Origin of the sequence: Catellatospora sp. IY07-71, assembly GCF_018326265.1 — a bacterium.
Taxonomy (GTDB): domain Bacteria; phylum Actinomycetota; class Actinomycetes; order Mycobacteriales; family Micromonosporaceae; genus Catellatospora.
Window position 1 is genome coordinate 665,418 of the sequence record NZ_AP023360.1, and the last position, 17,457, is coordinate 682,874.

The window sequence follows — 17,457 nt, forward strand, 5'->3', positions numbered from 1 at the left end:
AAGCTCCCGTCACGCTGTTCCAGCAGCGCGGCGGGAGCTTTTCTCGGGCGAACCTCAGTGCGCGAAGTGGCGCGAGCCCGTCAGGTAGAGGGTGATCCCGGCGGCCTTGGCCGCGGCGATGACCTCCTCGTCGCGGATCGAGCCGCCCGGCTGGACCACCGCGGTCACCCCGGCGTCGAGCAGGATCTGCAGCCCGTCGGCGAACGGGAAGAACGCGTCCGAGGCGGCCACCGCGCCGCTGGCCCGCTCACCGGCGCGGGACACCGCGAGCCGGCACGAGTCCACCCGGTTGACCTGGCCCATGCCTACGCCCACGCTGGCGCCGTCCTTGGCCAGCAGGATCGCGTTGGACTTCACCGCGCGCACCGCGCCCCAGGCGAACTCCAGGTCGGCGAGCACCTCGGCCGAGGCGGGCTCACCGGCGGCCAGCCGCCAGTTGTCCGCGTCGTCGCCGTCGGCGGAGAAGTCGTCGCGGGTCTGCACCAGCATGCCGCCGGAGATCTGCCGCAGCTCCACCCGGTTGGGCCGGTACGCCGGGGCCAGCAGGATGCGCAGGTTCTTCTTCGTGGTGAGGATGTCCAGCGCCTCGGTGCTGTACGCCGGGGCCACCACCACCTCGGTGAAGATGTCCTTGATCTGCTCCGCCAGCTCGACGGTGACCTCGGAGTTGACCGCGATGATGCCGCCGTACGCCGAGACCGGGTCGCAGGCGTGCGCCTTGGCGTGCGCGTCCGCCGCCGACTCGGTCGAGATCGCGATGCCGCACGGGTTGGCGTGCTTGATCACGGCCACCGCGTGCACGCCCGCGAAGTCGTGCACGGTGCGCCAGGCGGCGTCGGTGTCGATGTAGTTGTTGTACGACATCTCCTTGCCGCCGAGCTGCTGCGCGCGGGCCAGGCCGGGCGCGGCCGCCGGGTCGATGTAGAGCGCCGCGGCCTGGTGCGGGTTCTCGCCGTAGCGCAGCACGTTCTTGCGCCACACGCCCAGACCGGCGTACTCCGGCCAGCTGATCTCGGCGGCGGCGGGCTCGGCGGGAGCCAGCTCCTGGGCGCACCAGTTGGCCACCGCGATGTCGTAGTCGGCGATGTCGGCGAAGGCCCGCGCGGCCAGCGCGCGGCGGTCCGCCAGGGTGAAGCCGCCGGCCTCCAGCGCCGCCAGCACCACCGGGTACGCGTCGGGCGAGGTGACCACCGCGACGTTGGCGTGGTTCTTGGCCGCCGCGCGCACCATGGCCGGGCCGCCGATGTCGATCTTCTCGATGCACTCGTCCATGGACGCGCCCGAGGCCACCGTCTCGGAGAACGGATACAGGTTGGAGATGAGCAGGTCGAACGCCTCGACCTCCAGCTCGGCCAGCTGCGCGCGGTGCGTGTCCAGGCGTACGTCGGCCAGCAGGCCCGCGTGCACCCGCGGGTGCAGCGTCTTCACCCGGCCGTCGAGGCACTCGGGAAAGCCGGTCAGCTCCTCGACCCGGGTCACCGGCGCGCCGGTCGTCTCCAGCTGCTGCGCGGTGGAACCGGTGGAGACGATCTCGACGCCGTGCCGCCGCAGCGCCGCGGCCAGCCCCTCCAGCCCGGTCTTGTCCCACACGCTGATCAGCGCACGGCGAATGGGCTTGCGCTCCTCCGCACTCATGCCACCGACTCGCTTCGCTCGCCGATGCCATGAGTATCAGACGACATGATTCGCTCCCTGCGCTCGCTCATCCGACGATCACCTTTCTGCCGTTGATGGTCCAGCCGTCGCGGGACAGCCGGCCGACGAAGTCGACCAGCTGGGCGCGCTCGGCCTCCTTGATGCGCTCGGAGAGGGTGTCCTCGGTGTCGTCGTCGAGCACCGGCACCGCGACCTGCGCGATGATCGGGCCGGTGTCCACGCCGCCGTCGACGAAGTGCAGCGTGGCCCCGGCCAGCTTCACCCCGTACGCCAGCGCGTCACGCGGGCCGTGCATGCCGGGGAACGCCGGCAGCAGCGCGTTGTGGGTGTTCACGTAGCGTCCGCCGAACCGGTCCAGGAACGCCTCGCCCACCAGCTTGAGGAAGCCCGCGCCGATCACCAGGTCGGGCTTGTGCTCCGCGACCAGCTCGGTGAAGCCCTCGTCCCACGCCTGCCGGGTGGGGTAGTCGGGGACTCGGGCGACGAAGGTGGGCACCCCGGCGTCCTGCGCGCGGGTGAGGCCGGCGATGCCGTCGCGGTCGGCCCCGACGGCGACGACGGTCGCGCCGTACGCGGGGTCGGCGCATGCGTCGAGCAGAGCCTGCAGATTGGTACCGGAACCGGAGACCAGGACGACGAGGCGAGCGGTCACCTCTGCACCCTATCGGGCAGGCCGGCCCCGGCCCGCGCCGGGTATGACCGCCGTTTACGGCGTTTTGCCCGACAAACACGCGAAGAAAGTAGATATTGGGCAAAGAACTGCATTCCAGAACGTGTCGACCCCGGCCGCCACGCCGGGCGCCCCGCACGTCCTGCCGAACGCGAGGAGCCGCACGTGACGCAACCGCCGAACCAGCCGGAGAGGCCGGAGGAGGAGCCGCCCAGCTGGCCGCCCCCGGTGCCGCCCCGGGAGGACCAGCCGCCGGCCCCGCCCTCGCCGGACGTGCCGCCGCCCCCGGGCGAGCCCGTGCCCCCGCCCCCGGAGGGCAGCACCTGGCGTCCCGAACCGGTCTCCCCCGCCGCACCGGAGCCGGTGTCACCGCCGTCCGCGCCGGAGCCGCCGGCGACGTACTCCGCGCCAGAGCCGCCCGCGACCTACTCCGCCCCCGAGCCGGCCACCACGGGCGGCGTGCCCTGGCCGGAGCCGCCCGGCAGCGTGGACAACCCGTTCAGCCCCCCGCCGTCCTACCAGCCGCCGGTCCCGTCCACGATGAGCGACCCGACGGCACCGCCCCCGCCCACGCCGCCACCGCCGCCGAGCCCGCCCGGCCCGCCGCCGCCCATGCCGCCGGTGCCGCCCCCGCCCTCGCTGGGCGCGAGCGCGTCCACGCCGCCGGGCTGGCCCGAGCCGGCCGGCGAGCCGTCGCCGCCCGTACCGCCGCCCCCGCCGCCGCCCGTGTCCGAGCCGTACCGCAGTGAGGGTCCCGGCACCGTCTACGGGACCGGCGGCACGCTGCCGCCCCCGCCGCCGCCACCGCCCCCGATCGGGGCGCCCACCCCGCCGCTGGGGCCCAGCCAGGGCACCGTCTACCAGAAGGCCGGCGGGCAGCACAACATCCTGGGCTGGATCGGGCTCGCCTGCGGCATCATCGGCACCGGGTGCTGCTGCTGCCCCTGGCTGAACGGCGCGCCGTTCATCGGCGGCATCCCGGCGGTCATCCTGGGCGCGATGCACCTCAACAAGGTCAAGAAGGGTGAGGCCTCGATGGCGTGGCTGGGCTGGGTCGCCGTCGCGCTCGGCGTGCTGGCGATGATCGCCGCCATCTGCGGGATCGCGACCGGCTGGCAGGACCGCTTCTACGACCAGTATCAGCAGTTCCGCTGATCGGATTTCCGACCAAACGGGACAGGTCCCGGCCCGCCTGCGCGGCGGACCGGGACCTGTTACGTTGCTCGCCTGGTGGGACAGCGGATACAAGCTGTCCCACCAGTCACATCCGTCACAGGATGCCATTAGACTCCGGTCGTTTGACCCGGCTCCTCCGAGCCGCCGACACCCCTGGAGTCCGAAATGACGTATGGCTCGCAGCAGCCGCAGATCGACAACAACATGACGATGTCGATCGTCTCGATCTTCCTCTTCTGGCCGCTGGCCATCCCCGCCATCATCAACGCCAACAAGGTCAACCCGCTGCTGGCGGCGGGCGACTTCGCGGGCGCCCAGGCCGCCGCGGCCGAGTCGAAGAAGTGGTCGAAGCTGGCCCTCATCGTCGGCGCCTGCATCTGGGTGCTGTCCTGCCTGTGCTGCATCGGCCAGGCCGTGTTCCTGAACAGCAGCAGCAGCTTCTGATCGGGCGCCTCCTGATCGGGCGCAGCCTGATCAACCGACAAGGGCGGTCCGCACCGCGGGCCGCCCTTCGTCATGCCTGGCGGCGAAACCCGCGCCAGCTCCAGAACCCGGCCACGCCGAGCAGCCCGCCCAGCGTCACCACCAGCGCCGCCATCAGCGCCACCTGCCAGACCACCGGCCCCGTGCGCACCGCGCCGGTCACCGGCAGCGCCCCGCCCGACGCGTACGCCGCCGCGGCCAGCAGCAGCCCCGCCACCACGCCCGCGGCCAGCGCCGAGCCGCACATCCGCAGCCAGCGCGCGGGCGGGGTGACCACGTCGCCGTGCCGCGTCCGGCGCGGCCGCAGCCGGCGGCGCGCCATCAGCGCCGCGGCAGCCGCCCCGGCCAGCAGCGGCAGCACGGTCAGCAGCCAGCCGACCCCGCGCAGCGGGCCGTCCGGCACCCCGGCGAACACCGGCAGCTGCGTCAGCGGCAGCGTGCCCGCCGCGAAGCCCGGCCCGAGCAGGTAGGACGCCGCCCAGACGGCGAGGTTGGGCCCGTAGGCCAGGCTCAGCAGGGTGAGACCGGCCTGGCCGAGCACGCCGGTCGAGAACCCGGCCATGTCCCGGGCGGCCGCACCGCCGTTGATCGCGACGGCCAGCCCCACCGCGCCCGCGCCGACCGCGAGGACCAGCAGCGCCGCCACCACCCCGGCCCGTACGCCGTCGCGCAGCAGCACCGGGGTGCGCCGGGCGAGGCGGCGCAGCACGCCACCGGCCCGCACCGAGCCGAGCGCCCCGGCCGCCAGGCCGAGCAGCGCGAAGTGCAGCCCGGCCCGCCACGGCAGCACCAGCAGCCCGGGCGCCTGGGCCAGCGCGGCCGCGGCGACGCCGAAGATGCCGTACACCAGCCCGACGGCGCCCGCGGCCAGGGCCGCCTGCCGGAGCGAGCCGCTGCCCTGCGCGCCGATGGCCCGGGTGGTGTGCACACCCGCCCGGCTGACCCGCCACAGCGCGAGCGCGGTGAGCGCGAGCGGGGCGAGCTCCATCGCGCCGAGCCGGCCGTCGAGCGCGACGGTGAGCGGCACGCCGTGGCCGAGCAGCCACCCGGCCAGCACGAAGCGCAGCGACAGGGCCCAGTCGATCGGGCCTTCGGCGGCCCGCACCGCGACCGTCAGCAGGAACAGCGGGCCGAGCAGCTGCAGCGCGGCCCAGCCGGTGTTGACCAGCGCCGCCACCGGCAGCGGCGCGCCGCGCGGGCGCCGCATCCCGGTGGGCCGCCCGCGCGGCAGCAGCACCGTCTCCATGGTGGAGACGTCCTCACCGGGCCGTCCGTGCGGGATGAGCACCGTGTCCATGGTGGCGATGTCACCGTCGGCGCCGTCCACGTCGGAGCCGTACCCGCTCGGGGCCGGACCGGCCGGGCGGGACAGGTCCAGCTTGACCGTCTCGCGCACGGCCACCCGGGCCTCGTCCGGTCCGGTCTCGGCCGCGCGCGATCGGGTGCCGGACACCTCGTCCGGGCGGGCCGGCTCCTCCTCGCCCGGCCCGACACGCCGCAGCTCAGGCGGCGCGCCGAGGGACTCACCATGCTCCGTCATCAGGCTGTACCTAACCACAAACGAGCGGAGTTGACTACGAACTCTACCCCGTGGCCATTTCGACCCGGTATGCGCATTAGGAGGGTTACGCTGCGTGCAAGGTCGTACTTCGAGGGAGGGTGTCGTGAGCTACACACCACCACCACCGCCGTCCGTGCCGCCGCCGCCACCACCGCCGCCGGTCCCACCGCCGCCGCCGTCGGGGATGCCGCCGGGCGGCGCGCCCCGGGCCGGGGGCGACAAGGTGACGCTGTGGGGTGTGCTCGGCATCGTCACCGCGCTGTGCTGCTGCGGCGTGCTCGGCATCGTCTTCGGCTGGCTCTCGGTGCGCGAGGCGAAGCAGTTCGGCAAGTCGCCGGTGCTCGGCTACATCGCGATCGCGATCGGCGTGCTCGGCATCATCGCCGACTTCTTCCGCTGGCCGAGGGTCTTCCGCGGCGACTTCAACATGGGCTGACGGGAGAACGTCATGACGAACGAGCCGCTGCCCCCGTACGAGCCGCCGACGGGCCCGACGCCGCCGGGCGCGGCGACGCCGCCCCCGGTGACGCCACCACCGGTCACGCCGCCGCCGTCCATGCCGCCGCTCAACCCGCCGCCGCCACCGCCCGGCTCGCCGTACGAGCCCGCCAAGGCGCCCGGCCCCGGTGGACGCGACAACGTGCAGCTCTACGGCATCATCGGCATCGTGACCGCGGTCGCCTGCTGCGGCCCGCTGGGCATCCTGTTCGGCTGGCTGTCCATGAAGGAGGCCCGGGAGCGCGGCGGCGACCAGACACTGGGCAAGGTCGGCTTCTGGCTGGGCATCGCGTTCACCGCGATCAGCCTGCTCGGCGCCCTGGCCTGGTGCGCCGCGCTCGCCATCGGCGGCAGCATGTCGAGCAACTACCAATACTGAGCCGGTACGCGACGAGGGCGCCCTCCCGCACGGGAGAGCGCCCTCGTCGTGTGCTCAGGTCGCGGCTCAGAGGCCGGACATGACCTCGCGCATCAGGCGGGCGGTCTCCGACGGCGTCTTGCCGACCTTGACCCCGGCCGCCTCCAGCGCCTCCTTCTTGGCGTCGGCGGTGCCGGACGAGCCCGAGATGATCGCGCCCGCGTGGCCCATGGTCTTGCCGGGCGGAGCGGTGAAGCCGGCGATGTAGCCGACCACCGGCTTGGTCACGTGGGCCTTGATGAACTCGGCCGCGCGCTCCTCGGCGTCGCCGCCGATCTCGCCGATCATGACGATCGCGTCGGTGTCCGGGTCCTCCTGGAACGCCGCGAGCGCGTCGATGTGGGTGGTGCCGATGATCGGGTCACCGCCGATGCCGACCGCGGTGGAGAAGCCGATGTCCCGCAGCTCGTACATGAGCTGGTAGGTCAGCGTGCCGGACTTGGACACCAGGCCGATGCGGCCGGAGCCGGAGATGTCGGCCGGGATGATGCCCGCGTTGCTGGCGCCCGGGGACGCGACGCCGGGGCAGTTCGGGCCGATGATCCGGGTCTTGTTGCCGGTGGCGACCGCGTGCGCCCAGAAGGCGGCCGAGTCGTGCACCGGCACGCCCTCGGTGATCACGACGGCCAGGCCGATGCCCGCGTCGATCGCCTCGACGACCGCGCCCTTGGTGAAGGCCGGCGGCACGAAGATGACGGTGACGTCGGCGCCGGTCTCCTTCATCGCGTCGGCCACCGAGCCGAACACCGGCACCTCGGTGCCGTCGAACTCGACGGTGGTGCCCGCCTTGCGCGGGTTCACGCCGCCCACGATGTTCGTGCCGGCCTTCAGCATGCGCCGGGTGTGCTTGGAGCCCTCCGAGCCGGTCATGCCCTGGACGATGACCTTGGAGTCCTTGGTGAGCCAGATAGCCATGAGTCAGATCACTTCCCAGCCGCTGCGAGCTCGGCGGCGCGCTTGGCGGCGCCGTCCATGGTGTCGACCCGCTCCACGAGCGGGTTGTTGGCGCCGTCGAGGATGGCGCGACCGGCTTCGGCGTTGTTGCCGTCGAGGCGTACGACCAGCGGCTTGGTGACCTGCTCGCCGCGGCCCTCCAGCATGGCCAGCGCCTGCACGATGCCGTTGGCGACCGCGTCGCACGCGGTGATGCCGCCGAACACGTTCACGAAGACGCTCTTCACGGCCGGGTCGGACAGCACGATCTCCAGACCGTTGGCCATCACCTCGGCCGACGCGCCGCCGCCGATGTCGAGGAAGTTCGCGGGCTTGACGCCGCCGAACTGCTCGCCCGCGTACGCCACCACGTCGAGGGTGGACATGACCAGGCCCGCACCGTTGCCGATGATGCCGACCTCGCCGTCGAGCTTGACGTAGTTGAGGTCCTTGGCCTTGGCGGCCTGCTCCAGCGGGTCGACCGCGGCCTTGTCCTCGAGCGCCTCGTGGTCGGCGTGGCGGAAGCCGGCGTTCTCGTCCAGCGTGACCTTGGCGTCGAGGCAGAGCACCTTGCCCTCGGCGGTCTTGGCCAGCGGGTTGACCTCGACCAGGGTGGCGTCCTCGGCGATGAAGGTCTTCCACAGGTCCACCGCGATGGCGACGACCTGGTCGGCGACCTCGGCCGGGAAGTGGCCGGCGGTGACGATCTCACGGGCCAGCGCCTCGTCGACGCCGCGGTTGGCGTCGATCGCGATCTTCGCGACCTTCTCCGGCTGCTCCTCGGCGACGGTCTCGATCTCCATGCCGCCCGCGACGCTGGCGATGCACAGGAAGGTGCGGTTCGCCCGGTCGAGCAGGTAGGAGAAGTAGTACTCCTCCGCGATGTTCGCGGTCTCGGCGAGCATCACCTTGTGGACCGTGTGGCCCTTGATGTCCATGCCGAGGATGTCGTTCGCGCGGGCGTACGCCTCTTCGGCGTCGGCCGCGAGCTTCACGCCGCCGGCCTTGCCGCGGCCGCCGACCTTCACCTGAGCCTTGACGACGACCCGGCCGCCCAGCCGCTCGGCGATGGCGCGGGCCTCCTCCGGGGTCTCGGCGACGCCACCGGCGAGCACGGGCAGGCCGTGCTTTTCGAAGACATCGCGCCCCTGGTACTCGTACAGGTCCACCGATACCTCTTTGTTGTCTTAGCCCACGGCGTCGCAGGCCGGACACCCGCTGCAACGCGTAGGGACCACTGCCCATCCTCCGCTGGCTGGGCCTTCCGCGCAGCCTAACGGTCGGTCAGCGTGAGGTATCGGCATGACCGCCCGGTGTGCCCAAATGCACACCGGGCGGTGCGGGTCGATACCTCACGAGCCGACGGGCACCCGGCCCGCGGCCTGGTAGCGGAGCCCGGCGAGCAGCTCGTCCGGGGTCTGGCCGGCGGTGGCGATCGGCACGTGCACGTTGGTCCCGAGCTTCTTCATGCGCCGCTTCTGGGCGACCACGACACCCGCGCGGGCGCTCGCGTCGCCCTGCTTGGCCAGGTTGAACTGCGGCTCGATGCGCGCGTCACGCGGCTTCACGCACAGCTGCGGGCCGTGCCAGTCGCGCACATAGATCGACTCGATGTGCTCCCAGGGCAGGTGCAGCACCCGCTTGGCGTCGAGGTTGGGGCGTACGTAGACGCCGTGCGCGTCGGCGGCCAGCGGCACGTTGCGCAGCTGGCGGCCGGCCGTGATCGGCAGCGACACCCCCAGGCCGATGACCAGCAGCAGCGCCCCGCCGCCGAGCAGGCCGGAGTTCATGTTGCCGTAGCGGTTGCTGTGCACGGTCTCGCCCGAGTGCAGCAGCATGTAGACGCCGACCGGCAGCATGAACAGCGCGAGCAGCACGAGCACCACCAGCTCGCCGCGGCGGTGATGGAGGATGTGGCGCCAGGCTCCGGCGGGCCGGACCGCGAACGGCAGGTCCGCGGGCACCGTCTGGCGCAGCGTGGGCGTCGCCGGGGGCGGCGCGGGGGTGGGTTCGGGCATGGTCATGGCGCGAGAACCTAGCAGCCCGTCACTCTTTCCGGTGACCCCTGGAAACCCCGTAACCCCGGCGGCAGGGCGTCGTTGAGTCTGATGTCAGAGCGCTGCGGAAAACAAAACCGAAGCGGGATGACACAAACGGCCGATGCCCTGTCGGTCGAGGGGTGGCGGCGGGGCGTCGTGCATAGAGGAGCCGGGCGTGTGAGGGGTGCGTCCGGCTCCTCCCTTTTTCTTCCATAGTTACAACGATCGCGCCCGTGCCTGGTGGCACGGGCGCGGCGCTGTCTTGTGGGTCCGCTCAGGCGGGCTGGTTGGTGGCGACGTTGGCGCGCACCCAGTCCACGATCGCGTGGGTGGTCGCGCCCGGCGTGAAGACCTTGGCCACGCCCAGCCGCTCCAGCTCGGGGATGTCGGCGTCGGGGATGATGCCGCCGCCGAAGACCACCATGTCGCCCGCGCCGCGCTCGCGCAGCAGCTCGACGACGCGGGGGAACAGCGTCATGTGCGCGCCGGACAGCACGGACAGACCGACCGCGTCGGCGTCCTCCTGGATCGCGGTCTCCACGATCTGCTCCGCCGTCTGGTGCAGGCCGGTGTAGATGACCTCCATGCCGGCGTCGCGCAGGGCGCGGGCCACCACCTTCGCGCCGCGGTCGTGACCGTCGAGCCCGGGCTTGGCGACGACCACGCGAATACGACTGCCCATCAGTGCTCACCTCTCCGCCGTACTGACCTTAACGAACGGTAACCCACCCGAGGGCGGTCACCGCCAGCGGTCCGTCCGTCTCTCAACGCGACGCCTGTATATACGGCCTGCTCCGCATGCCGTCACCGTGGGTATTCGTAACTTATATGTATGAATAGGGTCGTTATCGGGCAAGCCGGGCCGGACAGTCGCACCGACAGCTAACAGGGGGCGGACAGGAGCTTGTGCCTACCCCTACGGGTTCGTTAAGTTGTGCCGCAGTGCCATCCCAAAGTGGGTGACAGAGCGTCGGGCCCCCCACCGGCGCCACCGATGACGGAGGCTGTTCGTGCCCGAGCAATACAGGCCGGAGCTGGTACGGGAGAGTGACCGCTATCGCGGTCGGCGCCGGGTGTCCACCCCCTCGCGCAGCAGGTACGCCGCCGTCGTCACCACCGCCCTGGTCGGAGCCGGGATCGTCGCCCTCGGGGCAGGCGCCGGCATCCAGGACGCCAAGACCGATGCGCTGATCGGCGACGCCGCGGCGCTCTCCGCCGCCGGGCTCGACGGGCGTGACGACGCCGCCGACCGCGCCAGCCGCGGCGACGACCGCACGCTGAGCACCTCCATCTCCTCCGCGCCGAACGCCTGGGTGCTCCCCGCGCACGACTTCCGCCTCACCTCCCGCTACGGGCAGCGCTGGGGCAAGCTGCACAAGGGCGTCGACGTCGCGCTTAACGAGGGCGTCCCGTTCGCCACGCTGCACGCGGGCACGGTCGTGCAAGCCGGCTGGAACGGCGGCTACGGCATCTCGGTGATCGTCGACCACGGCGACGGCGTCAAGACGGTCTACGGCCACGCGAGTGCGCTGCTGGTCAAGGTCGGGCAGAAGGTCCAGGCCGGCGACATCATCGCCCTCTGCGGCAGCACGGGTCACTCCTTCGGCCCCCATCTGCACCTCGAGGTCCACGTGAACAACGTGGCCGTGGACCCGATCCCGTGGCTCAAGAAGCGCGGGCTCGACCTCGAATTGGAGATCGAGGCGGCCTACGACGGCTCGATCAGCTGAGAAACGGCTCGCAGCCGCCCGGTTTCAGGGTGATCCGGGCGGCTTTGTCGTGTTCGGGGAGCACGTCGGGTGGCCCCGGTCACCGGATTCGGGTGGCGCAGGTCACTCGACCCCGATGGGACTCCGGGTCGGTGTGGGTACGAAAACCGGGCAAAGTTCCTGAGTCGTACATGCCGGATTGTCCGGATCAGCTGAGGCACGGGGTGGTCGGACCGGATTCGACCAGGCAACCTGGTTCGAGCCCGTGTCAACGAAGACCCGGAGGTTCCCACCTCATGCAAGGCAGCAAGACCGAACTCCTCAAGACCGCCCGCGCCAAGTTCGACCTGGTCAACGACAAGATCCGTAGCGGCCTGCACGGTCGCTCCCGTCAGGTCGTCGCCGTCGCGGTTCTGGCCGGTGTCACGTCTGTAGGCTTCGTCGCCGCCAACATCGACAACGGACCCGAGTCGATGACACCCGTGGCCCAGACCACCACGGTCAAGCGGGAGGCCGCGGCCGACCGCGCCGACCGCGCCGCGCGGCCCGCCGCGAAGGCCAACGTCGCCGCCCCCAAGGCCGCGCCGAAGGCAGCGCCCAAGACCGCCCCCAAGGCAGTCCAGCCCGCCCAGGCCAAGGCCAAGGCCGGCACCACGGTGCCCAAGGCCGCCCCGAAGGCCGCCGCGCCGGTCAAGGCCGCTCCCCTGTGGGGCAGCCCGATGCCGGGCGCGCAGGTCACCTCCTGCTTCGGCCAGCGCTGGGGCGTGCTGCACGCCGGCGTCGACCTGGCCGAGCCGGCCGGCACCCCGATCCGCGCGGTCGGCCCCGGCACCGTGTTCAGCACCGGCTGGGCCTACAGCGGCTACGGCATCTCCGTCGTCGTCGACCACGGTGACGGCTACTTCACGCACTACGCCCACATGAGCCGCGACGCGGTCCAGCTCGGCCAGAAGGTCAAGGCCGGCGACCTGCTGGGCTACGAGGGCTCCACCGGTGACTCCACCGGCCCGCACCTGCACTTCGAGGTGCACAAGGGCATGTGGAACCAGATCGAGCCGAGCGGGTGGCTGAAGGCCCGCGGCGTGCCGATCAACTGCTGATCCTTCCGCACACCCATCCCGCACCCCCGTGCACGAAGCTCCCGTCACGCCCACAGCGTGACGGGAGCTTTGTTCGTGTACGGGAGCCGTACGGTCAGATCCGCTCCAGGGGCGCGTGCCGCAGCACCAGCCACAGCACCTGGTCGCCGAAGTCGACCTGCGCCTGAGCGCGGGCACCCGTGCCCTGCACGGCCAGCACCCGGCCCAGCCCGTAGCGCTGGTGGTTGACCCGGTCGCCGGCCGACACCGAGGGCGGCGCCGCGGCCAGGTCGCTCGCGGTGGCCAGCTTGCTCGGGTCCACCCCGATGCGGCTCGCCAGTGCCGCCGCGCGGGCGGTGTTGCCCACGAAGCCGGAGGCCGGCCGCTCCTGCGCGCGCTCCCGGCCGCCGATGCCGCCGCGACCCCATGACGTGTACGAGCTCTCGGTGCGCTGCCAGTCGAGCAGCTCCGGCGGCAGCTCCTCCAGGAAGCGCGACGCCGGGTTGTACTGCGGCTGCCCCCACGCCGACCGGGTCACCGCGCGCGACAGGTAGAGCCGGCGCCGGGCGCGGGTGATGCCGACGTACGCCAGCCGCCGCTCCTCCTCCAGCTCCTTGACCTCGCCCAGCGAGCGCAGGTGCGGGAAGACGCCGTCCTCCAGGCCGGTCAGGAACACCACCGGGAACTCCAGTCCCTTGGCGGTGTGCAGCGTCATCAGGGTGACCACGCCCTGGTGCTCCGGGTCGTCGGCGGGCACCTGGTCGGCGTCGGCGACCAGCGCCACCTGCTCCAGGAAGCCGTCCAGGGTGGGCGTCTCGTCGGCCGCGGCGGTGCGCTCGGCGTACTCCCGGGCCACGCTGACGAGCTCCTGGAGGTTCTCCACCCGGCCCTCGTCCTGCGGGTCCAGGCTCGCCTCCAGCTCGGCCAGCAGCCCGGACCGGGTCAGGATCAGCTCCAGCACCTGCTCCGGCGGGGCCGTGCGGGCCAGCTCGCGGGCCTCGTCCAGCATCGCCAGGAACTCGCCGATCGAGTTGACCGCCCGGGTCGAGATGCCCGGCGCGTCGGCCGCCCGGCGCAGCGCGGCGCCGAAGGAGACCCGCTCCCGCGCGGCCAGCGCCTCGACCACCGCCTCGGCCCGGTCGCCCAGGCCGCGCTTGGGCGTGTTGATGATCCGCCGCATGCTGACGGTGTCGTCCTCGTTGGCGATCGCGCGCAGGTAGGCCAGCGCGTCGCGGACCTCCTTGCGCTCGTAGAAGCGCACCCCGCCGACGACCTTGTAGGGCAGGCCGAGCCGGATGAAGATGTCCTCGAAGACCCGGGACTGGGCGTTGGTGCGGTAGAACACCGCCACGTCGCCCGGCCGGGCGGACCCGGCGTCGGTGAGCCGGTCGATCTCGCGGGCCACCCAGTCGGCCTCGGCGTGCTCGTTGTCGGCGACGTAGCCCACGATCTGCTCGCCCGCGCCCTGGTCGCTCCACAGCCGCTTGGGCTTGCGGTCGCTGTTGCGGTCGATGACCGCGTTGGCCGCGCTCAGGATGGTCTGCGTGGAGCGGTAGTTCTGCTCCAGCAGGATGGTGCGCGCCTGCGGGTAGTCCCGCTCGAACTCCAGGATGTTGCGGATGGTCGCGCCGCGGAAGGCGTAGATCGACTGGTCCGCGTCGCCGACCACGCACAGCTCGCCGGTGTCCCCCACCAGCTCCTTGACCAGCACGTACTGCGCGTGGTTGGTGTCCTGATACTCGTCGACGAGCACGTGCCGGAAGCGGCGCCGGTATTTCTCGGTGACCTCGGGCTTGGCCTGGAGCAGGTGCACCGTGCGCATGATGATGTCGTCGAAGTCGAGCGCCTGCGCCTGCTGCAGCCGCTGCTGGTAGAGCTTGTACGCCTCGGCCAGCACCCGCTCGGCGGGCCCGTGCGGCGAGAACGCCTCCGGGTCGATCAGCTCGTTCTTCAGGTTCGACACCTGCGCGGCCAGGCTGCGCGGCGGGTAGCGCTTCGGGTCGAGGTCCAGCTCGCGGGAGACCAGCTGCATCAGCCGGCGCGAGTCGTCGGCGTCATAGATGGTGAACGACGACTTCAGCCCGGCGTGCTCGTGCTCCGCGCGCAGGATGCGCAGGCAGGCGGAGTGGAAGGTGGAGACCCACATCAGCCGGGCCCGGCCGCCCACCTGGGCGGCGACGCGCTCGCGCAGCTCGCCCGCCGCCTTGTTGGTGAAGGTGATGGCCAGGATCTCACCCGGGTGCACCTCGCGAGCGGCCAGCAGGTACGCGATGCGCTGGGTCAGCACGCGGGTCTTGCCGGAGCCGGCGCCCGCGACGATCAGCAGCGGGGTGCCCTCATGGGTGACCGCCGCGCGCTGCGGCTCGTTCAGGCCCTCCAGCAGCGTGGCGATCCGCGCCGCCGGGTCGGCGGCGGCACCGCGGGCGTTTCCGCTGGTGACAGCGGCGCCGACCGGGTTGCCGGGCGGCTTCTGTTCGGGGAGGTCGAAGAGAGCTTGCATCGTCTGGAGAGTCTATGCGCCGCCTCCGACACCGGCCTCTCCCGCCCGGCCCGCCCCAGCCGGCCGCGGCGGGTCGGCCCGCGCCCGCAACCCGCCCGTGACGTTTTGGTCGCGGGAGTATCACCGGGCGGCCGTAGCGCCGTGGAAACGGATGCGCAAGGATGCCTTCATACCCTCACATCGCGCGCTGTTGCGCGATGCAGACTATGGAGGCCCCCCATGAATCACCCCCGTTCTCGGGGCTGGGCAGGCAAAACACGGCACCTGGCGATACCGGCGCTGGCGCTGGCCGTGGTGGCGACGATTCCGCTGAGCAGCGGCTCGGGCGCCTCTTCCGCACCGGCCGCGGCGTGGACCCCGCTGTCCCCCGTCTCGGTCAACCTCGCCGCGGCCCCCGAGGGCCAGACGGCGGCCGGCAACCTGCTGGCGTTCAACGACTTCCACGGCGCGATCGACCCGCCGACCGGCAGCGGCGCGGCCGTGCTCGGCACCCCCGCCGGCGGCGTGGAATACCTGGCGCACTGGGTGAAGAAGCTGCGCGCCGAGGGCGAGGCGGCCGGCCAGAAGGTCATCACCGTCGGCGCCGGCGACATGATCGGCGCCACCCCGCTGGTCAGCGCCGCGTTCCACGACGAGCCGTCGATCGAGCTGCTGAGCGAGCTGGGCCTGGACGTCACCTCGGTGGGCAACCACGAGTTCGACGAGGGCGTCACCGAGCTCAAGCGGATGCAGCACGGCGGCTGCCACCCGGTGGAGGGCTGCTTCGCGGGCGACGGGTTCGACGGCGCGGAGTTCCAGTACCTCGCCGCGAACGTCACCGACAAGCGCACCAAGCTGCCGATCCTGCCCCCGGTCGAGGTGAAGCTCATCGGCGGCGTGCCGGTCGGCTTCATCGGCATGACGCTGGAGGGCACCCCGTCCATCGTCAACCCGGCCGGCATCACCACCGTCGACTTCCGCGACGAGGTCGAGACGGCGAACCTGTGGAGCGGGCTGCTGCGCCTGCTCGGCGTGAAGGCCCAGGTGCTGCTGCTGCACGAGGGCGGCCAGCAGGGCCCGACCGGCAACGTCTCCACCTGTGACGGCTTCACCGGCGTGATCTCGCCGATCGTGGCCGGGCTGCGCGACGAGATCGGCGTGGTGGTCTCCGGGCACACCCACCGCTTCTACACCTGCTCGCTGCCCAACAAGTCGGGCAAGCCGGTGGTCGTGACCAGCGCGGGCACCAACGGCCAGCTGGTCACCGACATCACGGTGGAGCTGGACAGGCACACCCGCACGTTCACCTCGATCACGGCGCAGAACGTGATCGTCGAGAACGGCGTGCGCAACCCGGACGGCACCTGGCAGAGCACCGCGCCGAACGTGTTCGTGCGCAACCCCGCGCTGGTCGACCCGGCCGCCAAGGTGATCGCGGACAAGTACCGCGCCGCCGTGGCGCCGCTGGCCAACCGCGTGGTCGGCAGCATCTCCGCGGACATCGTCCGGGACGCGAAGCCGAGCGGCGAGAGCCCGCTGGGCGACGTCATCGCCGACGCGCAGCTGGCGTACACGGCCTCGGCCGGGGCGCAGCTCGCCCTGATGAACCCGGGCGGCATCCGGGCCCCGCTCACCTACGCCAACTCCCCCGGCGGCGAGCCGGCCGGCCAGGTCACCTACGGCGAGGCGTTCACCGTGCAGCCGTTCAACAACCTGGTCACCACCTACTCGCTGACCGGCGCGCAGCTCAAGGAGACGCTGGAGCAGCAGTGGGCCGGCTACGCGGGCCAGACGACCACCAAGTTCCTCCAGGTATCGGCGGGCTTCACGTACTCGTACAACACCACGCTGCCGCTCGGCAGCCGGGTCTCCGACCTGAAGCTCAACGGGACGGCGATCGACCCGGCGGCGACCTACCTCGTCACGACGAACGACTTCCTGGCCAACGGCGGCGACGGCTTCACCACGCTGACCGGCGGCACGGGCCGGGTGTACGCGCCCGGTTTCGACGTCGACGCGCTGGTGGCGTACCTCGCGGCGGGCCCGGTGCAGCCGGGTCCGGCGGACCGGATCACCAAGCTCGGCTGACGGACCGAGGTCTCACATGATGGTCGGCGTGCTTGCGCCGCGGGGTATGCATGGCATACTTGGCGACGTGATCAAGCAGGCGTTCTACTTTACCTATGGCTCCGGGAACCCGGCAGTCGTAGGTCGCCGCTGAGCACGCAGACCTGACGAAAAGCCCCGGGCTCCCAGAGCCCGGGGCTTTTCAGCATCTCCGGGCCGCTGGTGAGCGACGATCCCACTGAGGAGTTCCGATGAGCGCCATCGCCCACGAGACCGGCACCACCGCACCCGAGGCGGCCGGTGAGATCACCTCGATGCGGGAACGCATCGACCAGATCGACGCCGCCCTCATCGCGCTGTGGAAGGAACGCGCGCTGATCTCGCAACAGGTCGGCAAGACCCGCGTCGCCTCCGGCGGCACCCGCCTGGTGCTCAGCCGGGAACGCGAGATCATGGACCGCTTCCGCGAGGAGCTCGGCCCCGACGGCACCCAGCTGGCCCTGCTCATCCTGCGCGCGGGTCGCGGCCCGCTCTGAGCTGGGACATGCTCGCCGGCTACCGCGGGCGGTGGACCGCACATGCACAGGGCACCGCCCGCGACGCGGACGGTGCCCTGCTCTATGTTGACCCGGTGGCGGGCGGTCAGGCCGGAGGCTCAACCCAACCGACCGTCCGCCATCGGGAGACAT

Annotated in this window: 16 protein-coding genes; 8 read left to right on the plus strand and 8 right to left on the minus strand. The window is 71.9% G+C overall.

Features of this window, described 5'->3' with window-relative positions; genetic code table 11:
- Positions 1-54 precede the first annotated feature (54 nt).
- Positions 55-1,635, minus strand: coding sequence for a bifunctional phosphoribosylaminoimidazolecarboxamide formyltransferase/IMP cyclohydrolase (purH, locus tag CS0771_RS02950; RefSeq protein ID WP_212839678.1), 1,581 nt, complete (start codon positions 1,633-1,635; stop codon positions 55-57).
- Between the two features lie 67 nt (positions 1,636-1,702).
- Positions 1,703-2,308: a phosphoribosylglycinamide formyltransferase gene (gene purN, locus CS0771_RS02955; RefSeq protein WP_212839679.1), complete on the minus strand. Its 606-nt coding sequence runs from the start codon at positions 2,306-2,308 to the stop codon at positions 1,703-1,705.
- A 183-nt stretch (positions 2,309-2,491) separates the two neighbouring features.
- Here purN and CS0771_RS39200 point away from each other — a divergent pair, with 183 nt between their 5' ends.
- On the plus strand, positions 2,492-3,481 hold the full coding sequence (locus CS0771_RS39200; protein WP_212839680.1) for a DUF4190 domain-containing protein: 990 nt from the start codon (positions 2,492-2,494) through the stop codon (positions 3,479-3,481).
- 186 nt (positions 3,482-3,667) lie between these two features.
- Entirely contained in the window at positions 3,668-3,946 is a 279-nt protein-coding gene (locus CS0771_RS02965; protein ID WP_212839681.1) for a CD225/dispanin family protein, read from the plus strand.
- Between the two features lie 70 nt (positions 3,947-4,016).
- Here the strand turns inward: CS0771_RS02965 and CS0771_RS02970 are convergent, their stop codons facing one another.
- On the minus strand, positions 4,017-5,525 hold the full coding sequence (locus CS0771_RS02970; protein WP_212839682.1) for a DUF6350 family protein: 1,509 nt from the start codon (positions 5,523-5,525) through the stop codon (positions 4,017-4,019).
- A 205-nt stretch (positions 5,526-5,730) separates the two neighbouring features.
- On the opposite strand from CS0771_RS02970, the gene CS0771_RS02975 reads away from it, so the two are divergent.
- Both CS0771_RS02975 and CS0771_RS38520 read left to right on the plus strand, forming a co-directional pair.
- Positions 5,731-5,982, plus strand: a complete 252-nt coding sequence (locus tag CS0771_RS02975; RefSeq protein WP_212845584.1) for a hypothetical protein — start codon at positions 5,731-5,733, stop codon at positions 5,980-5,982.
- A gap of 12 nt (positions 5,983-5,994) precedes the next feature.
- Positions 5,995-6,423 carry a hypothetical protein gene (locus CS0771_RS38520; RefSeq protein WP_244870574.1) on the plus strand — a complete coding sequence of 143 codons (429 nt, stop codon included), beginning with the start codon at positions 5,995-5,997 and terminating at the stop codon, positions 6,421-6,423.
- A gap of 66 nt (positions 6,424-6,489) precedes the next feature.
- Here CS0771_RS38520 and sucD read toward each other — a convergent pair whose 3' ends face one another.
- The 4 genes from sucD to CS0771_RS03000 form a co-directional block, all read right to left on the minus strand.
- Complete coding sequence (sucD, locus tag CS0771_RS02985) at positions 6,490-7,377, minus strand: succinate--CoA ligase subunit alpha (protein ID WP_212839683.1); 888 nt, start codon at positions 7,375-7,377, stop codon at positions 6,490-6,492.
- Between the two features lie 8 nt (positions 7,378-7,385).
- Entirely contained in the window at positions 7,386-8,564 is a 1,179-nt protein-coding gene (sucC, locus tag CS0771_RS02990) for an ADP-forming succinate--CoA ligase subunit beta (RefSeq protein ID WP_212839684.1), read from the minus strand.
- Between the two features lie 183 nt (positions 8,565-8,747).
- Positions 8,748-9,419 carry a hypothetical protein gene (locus tag CS0771_RS02995; protein WP_212839685.1) on the minus strand — a complete coding sequence of 224 codons (672 nt, stop codon included), beginning with the start codon at positions 9,417-9,419 and terminating at the stop codon, positions 8,748-8,750.
- Positions 9,420-9,708: 289 nt separating this feature from the next.
- Positions 9,709-10,116 (minus strand): cobalamin B12-binding domain-containing protein, encoded by a 408-nt coding sequence (locus CS0771_RS03000; RefSeq protein ID WP_203741522.1) that lies wholly within the window; start codon positions 10,114-10,116, stop codon positions 9,709-9,711.
- Positions 10,117-10,444: 328 nt separating this feature from the next.
- Between CS0771_RS03000 and CS0771_RS03005 the strand changes: the two genes are divergently transcribed.
- Positions 10,445-11,164, plus strand: coding sequence for a M23 family metallopeptidase (locus tag CS0771_RS03005; RefSeq protein ID WP_244870575.1), 720 nt, complete (start codon positions 10,445-10,447; stop codon positions 11,162-11,164).
- Positions 11,165-11,439: 275 nt separating this feature from the next.
- Positions 11,440-12,243, plus strand: coding sequence for a M23 family metallopeptidase (locus tag CS0771_RS03010; protein ID WP_244870576.1), 804 nt, complete (start codon positions 11,440-11,442; stop codon positions 12,241-12,243).
- A gap of 94 nt (positions 12,244-12,337) precedes the next feature.
- On the opposite strand, the gene pcrA is transcribed toward CS0771_RS03010, so the two are convergent.
- Positions 12,338-14,722 carry a DNA helicase PcrA gene (pcrA, locus tag CS0771_RS03015; RefSeq protein WP_212839686.1) on the minus strand — a complete coding sequence of 795 codons (2,385 nt, stop codon included), beginning with the start codon at positions 14,720-14,722 and terminating at the stop codon, positions 12,338-12,340.
- 219 nt (positions 14,723-14,941) lie between these two features.
- Here pcrA and CS0771_RS03020 point away from each other — a divergent pair, with 219 nt between their 5' ends.
- Positions 14,942-16,789: a bifunctional UDP-sugar hydrolase/5'-nucleotidase gene (locus CS0771_RS03020; protein ID WP_212839687.1), complete on the plus strand. Its 1,848-nt coding sequence runs from the start codon at positions 14,942-14,944 to the stop codon at positions 16,787-16,789.
- Between the two features lie 230 nt (positions 16,790-17,019).
- A complete protein-coding gene (locus tag CS0771_RS03025; protein WP_212839688.1) occupies positions 17,020-17,304 on the plus strand; it encodes a chorismate mutase in 285 nt (94 codons plus the stop codon).
- The last annotated feature ends 153 nt before the right edge of the window (positions 17,305-17,457 follow it).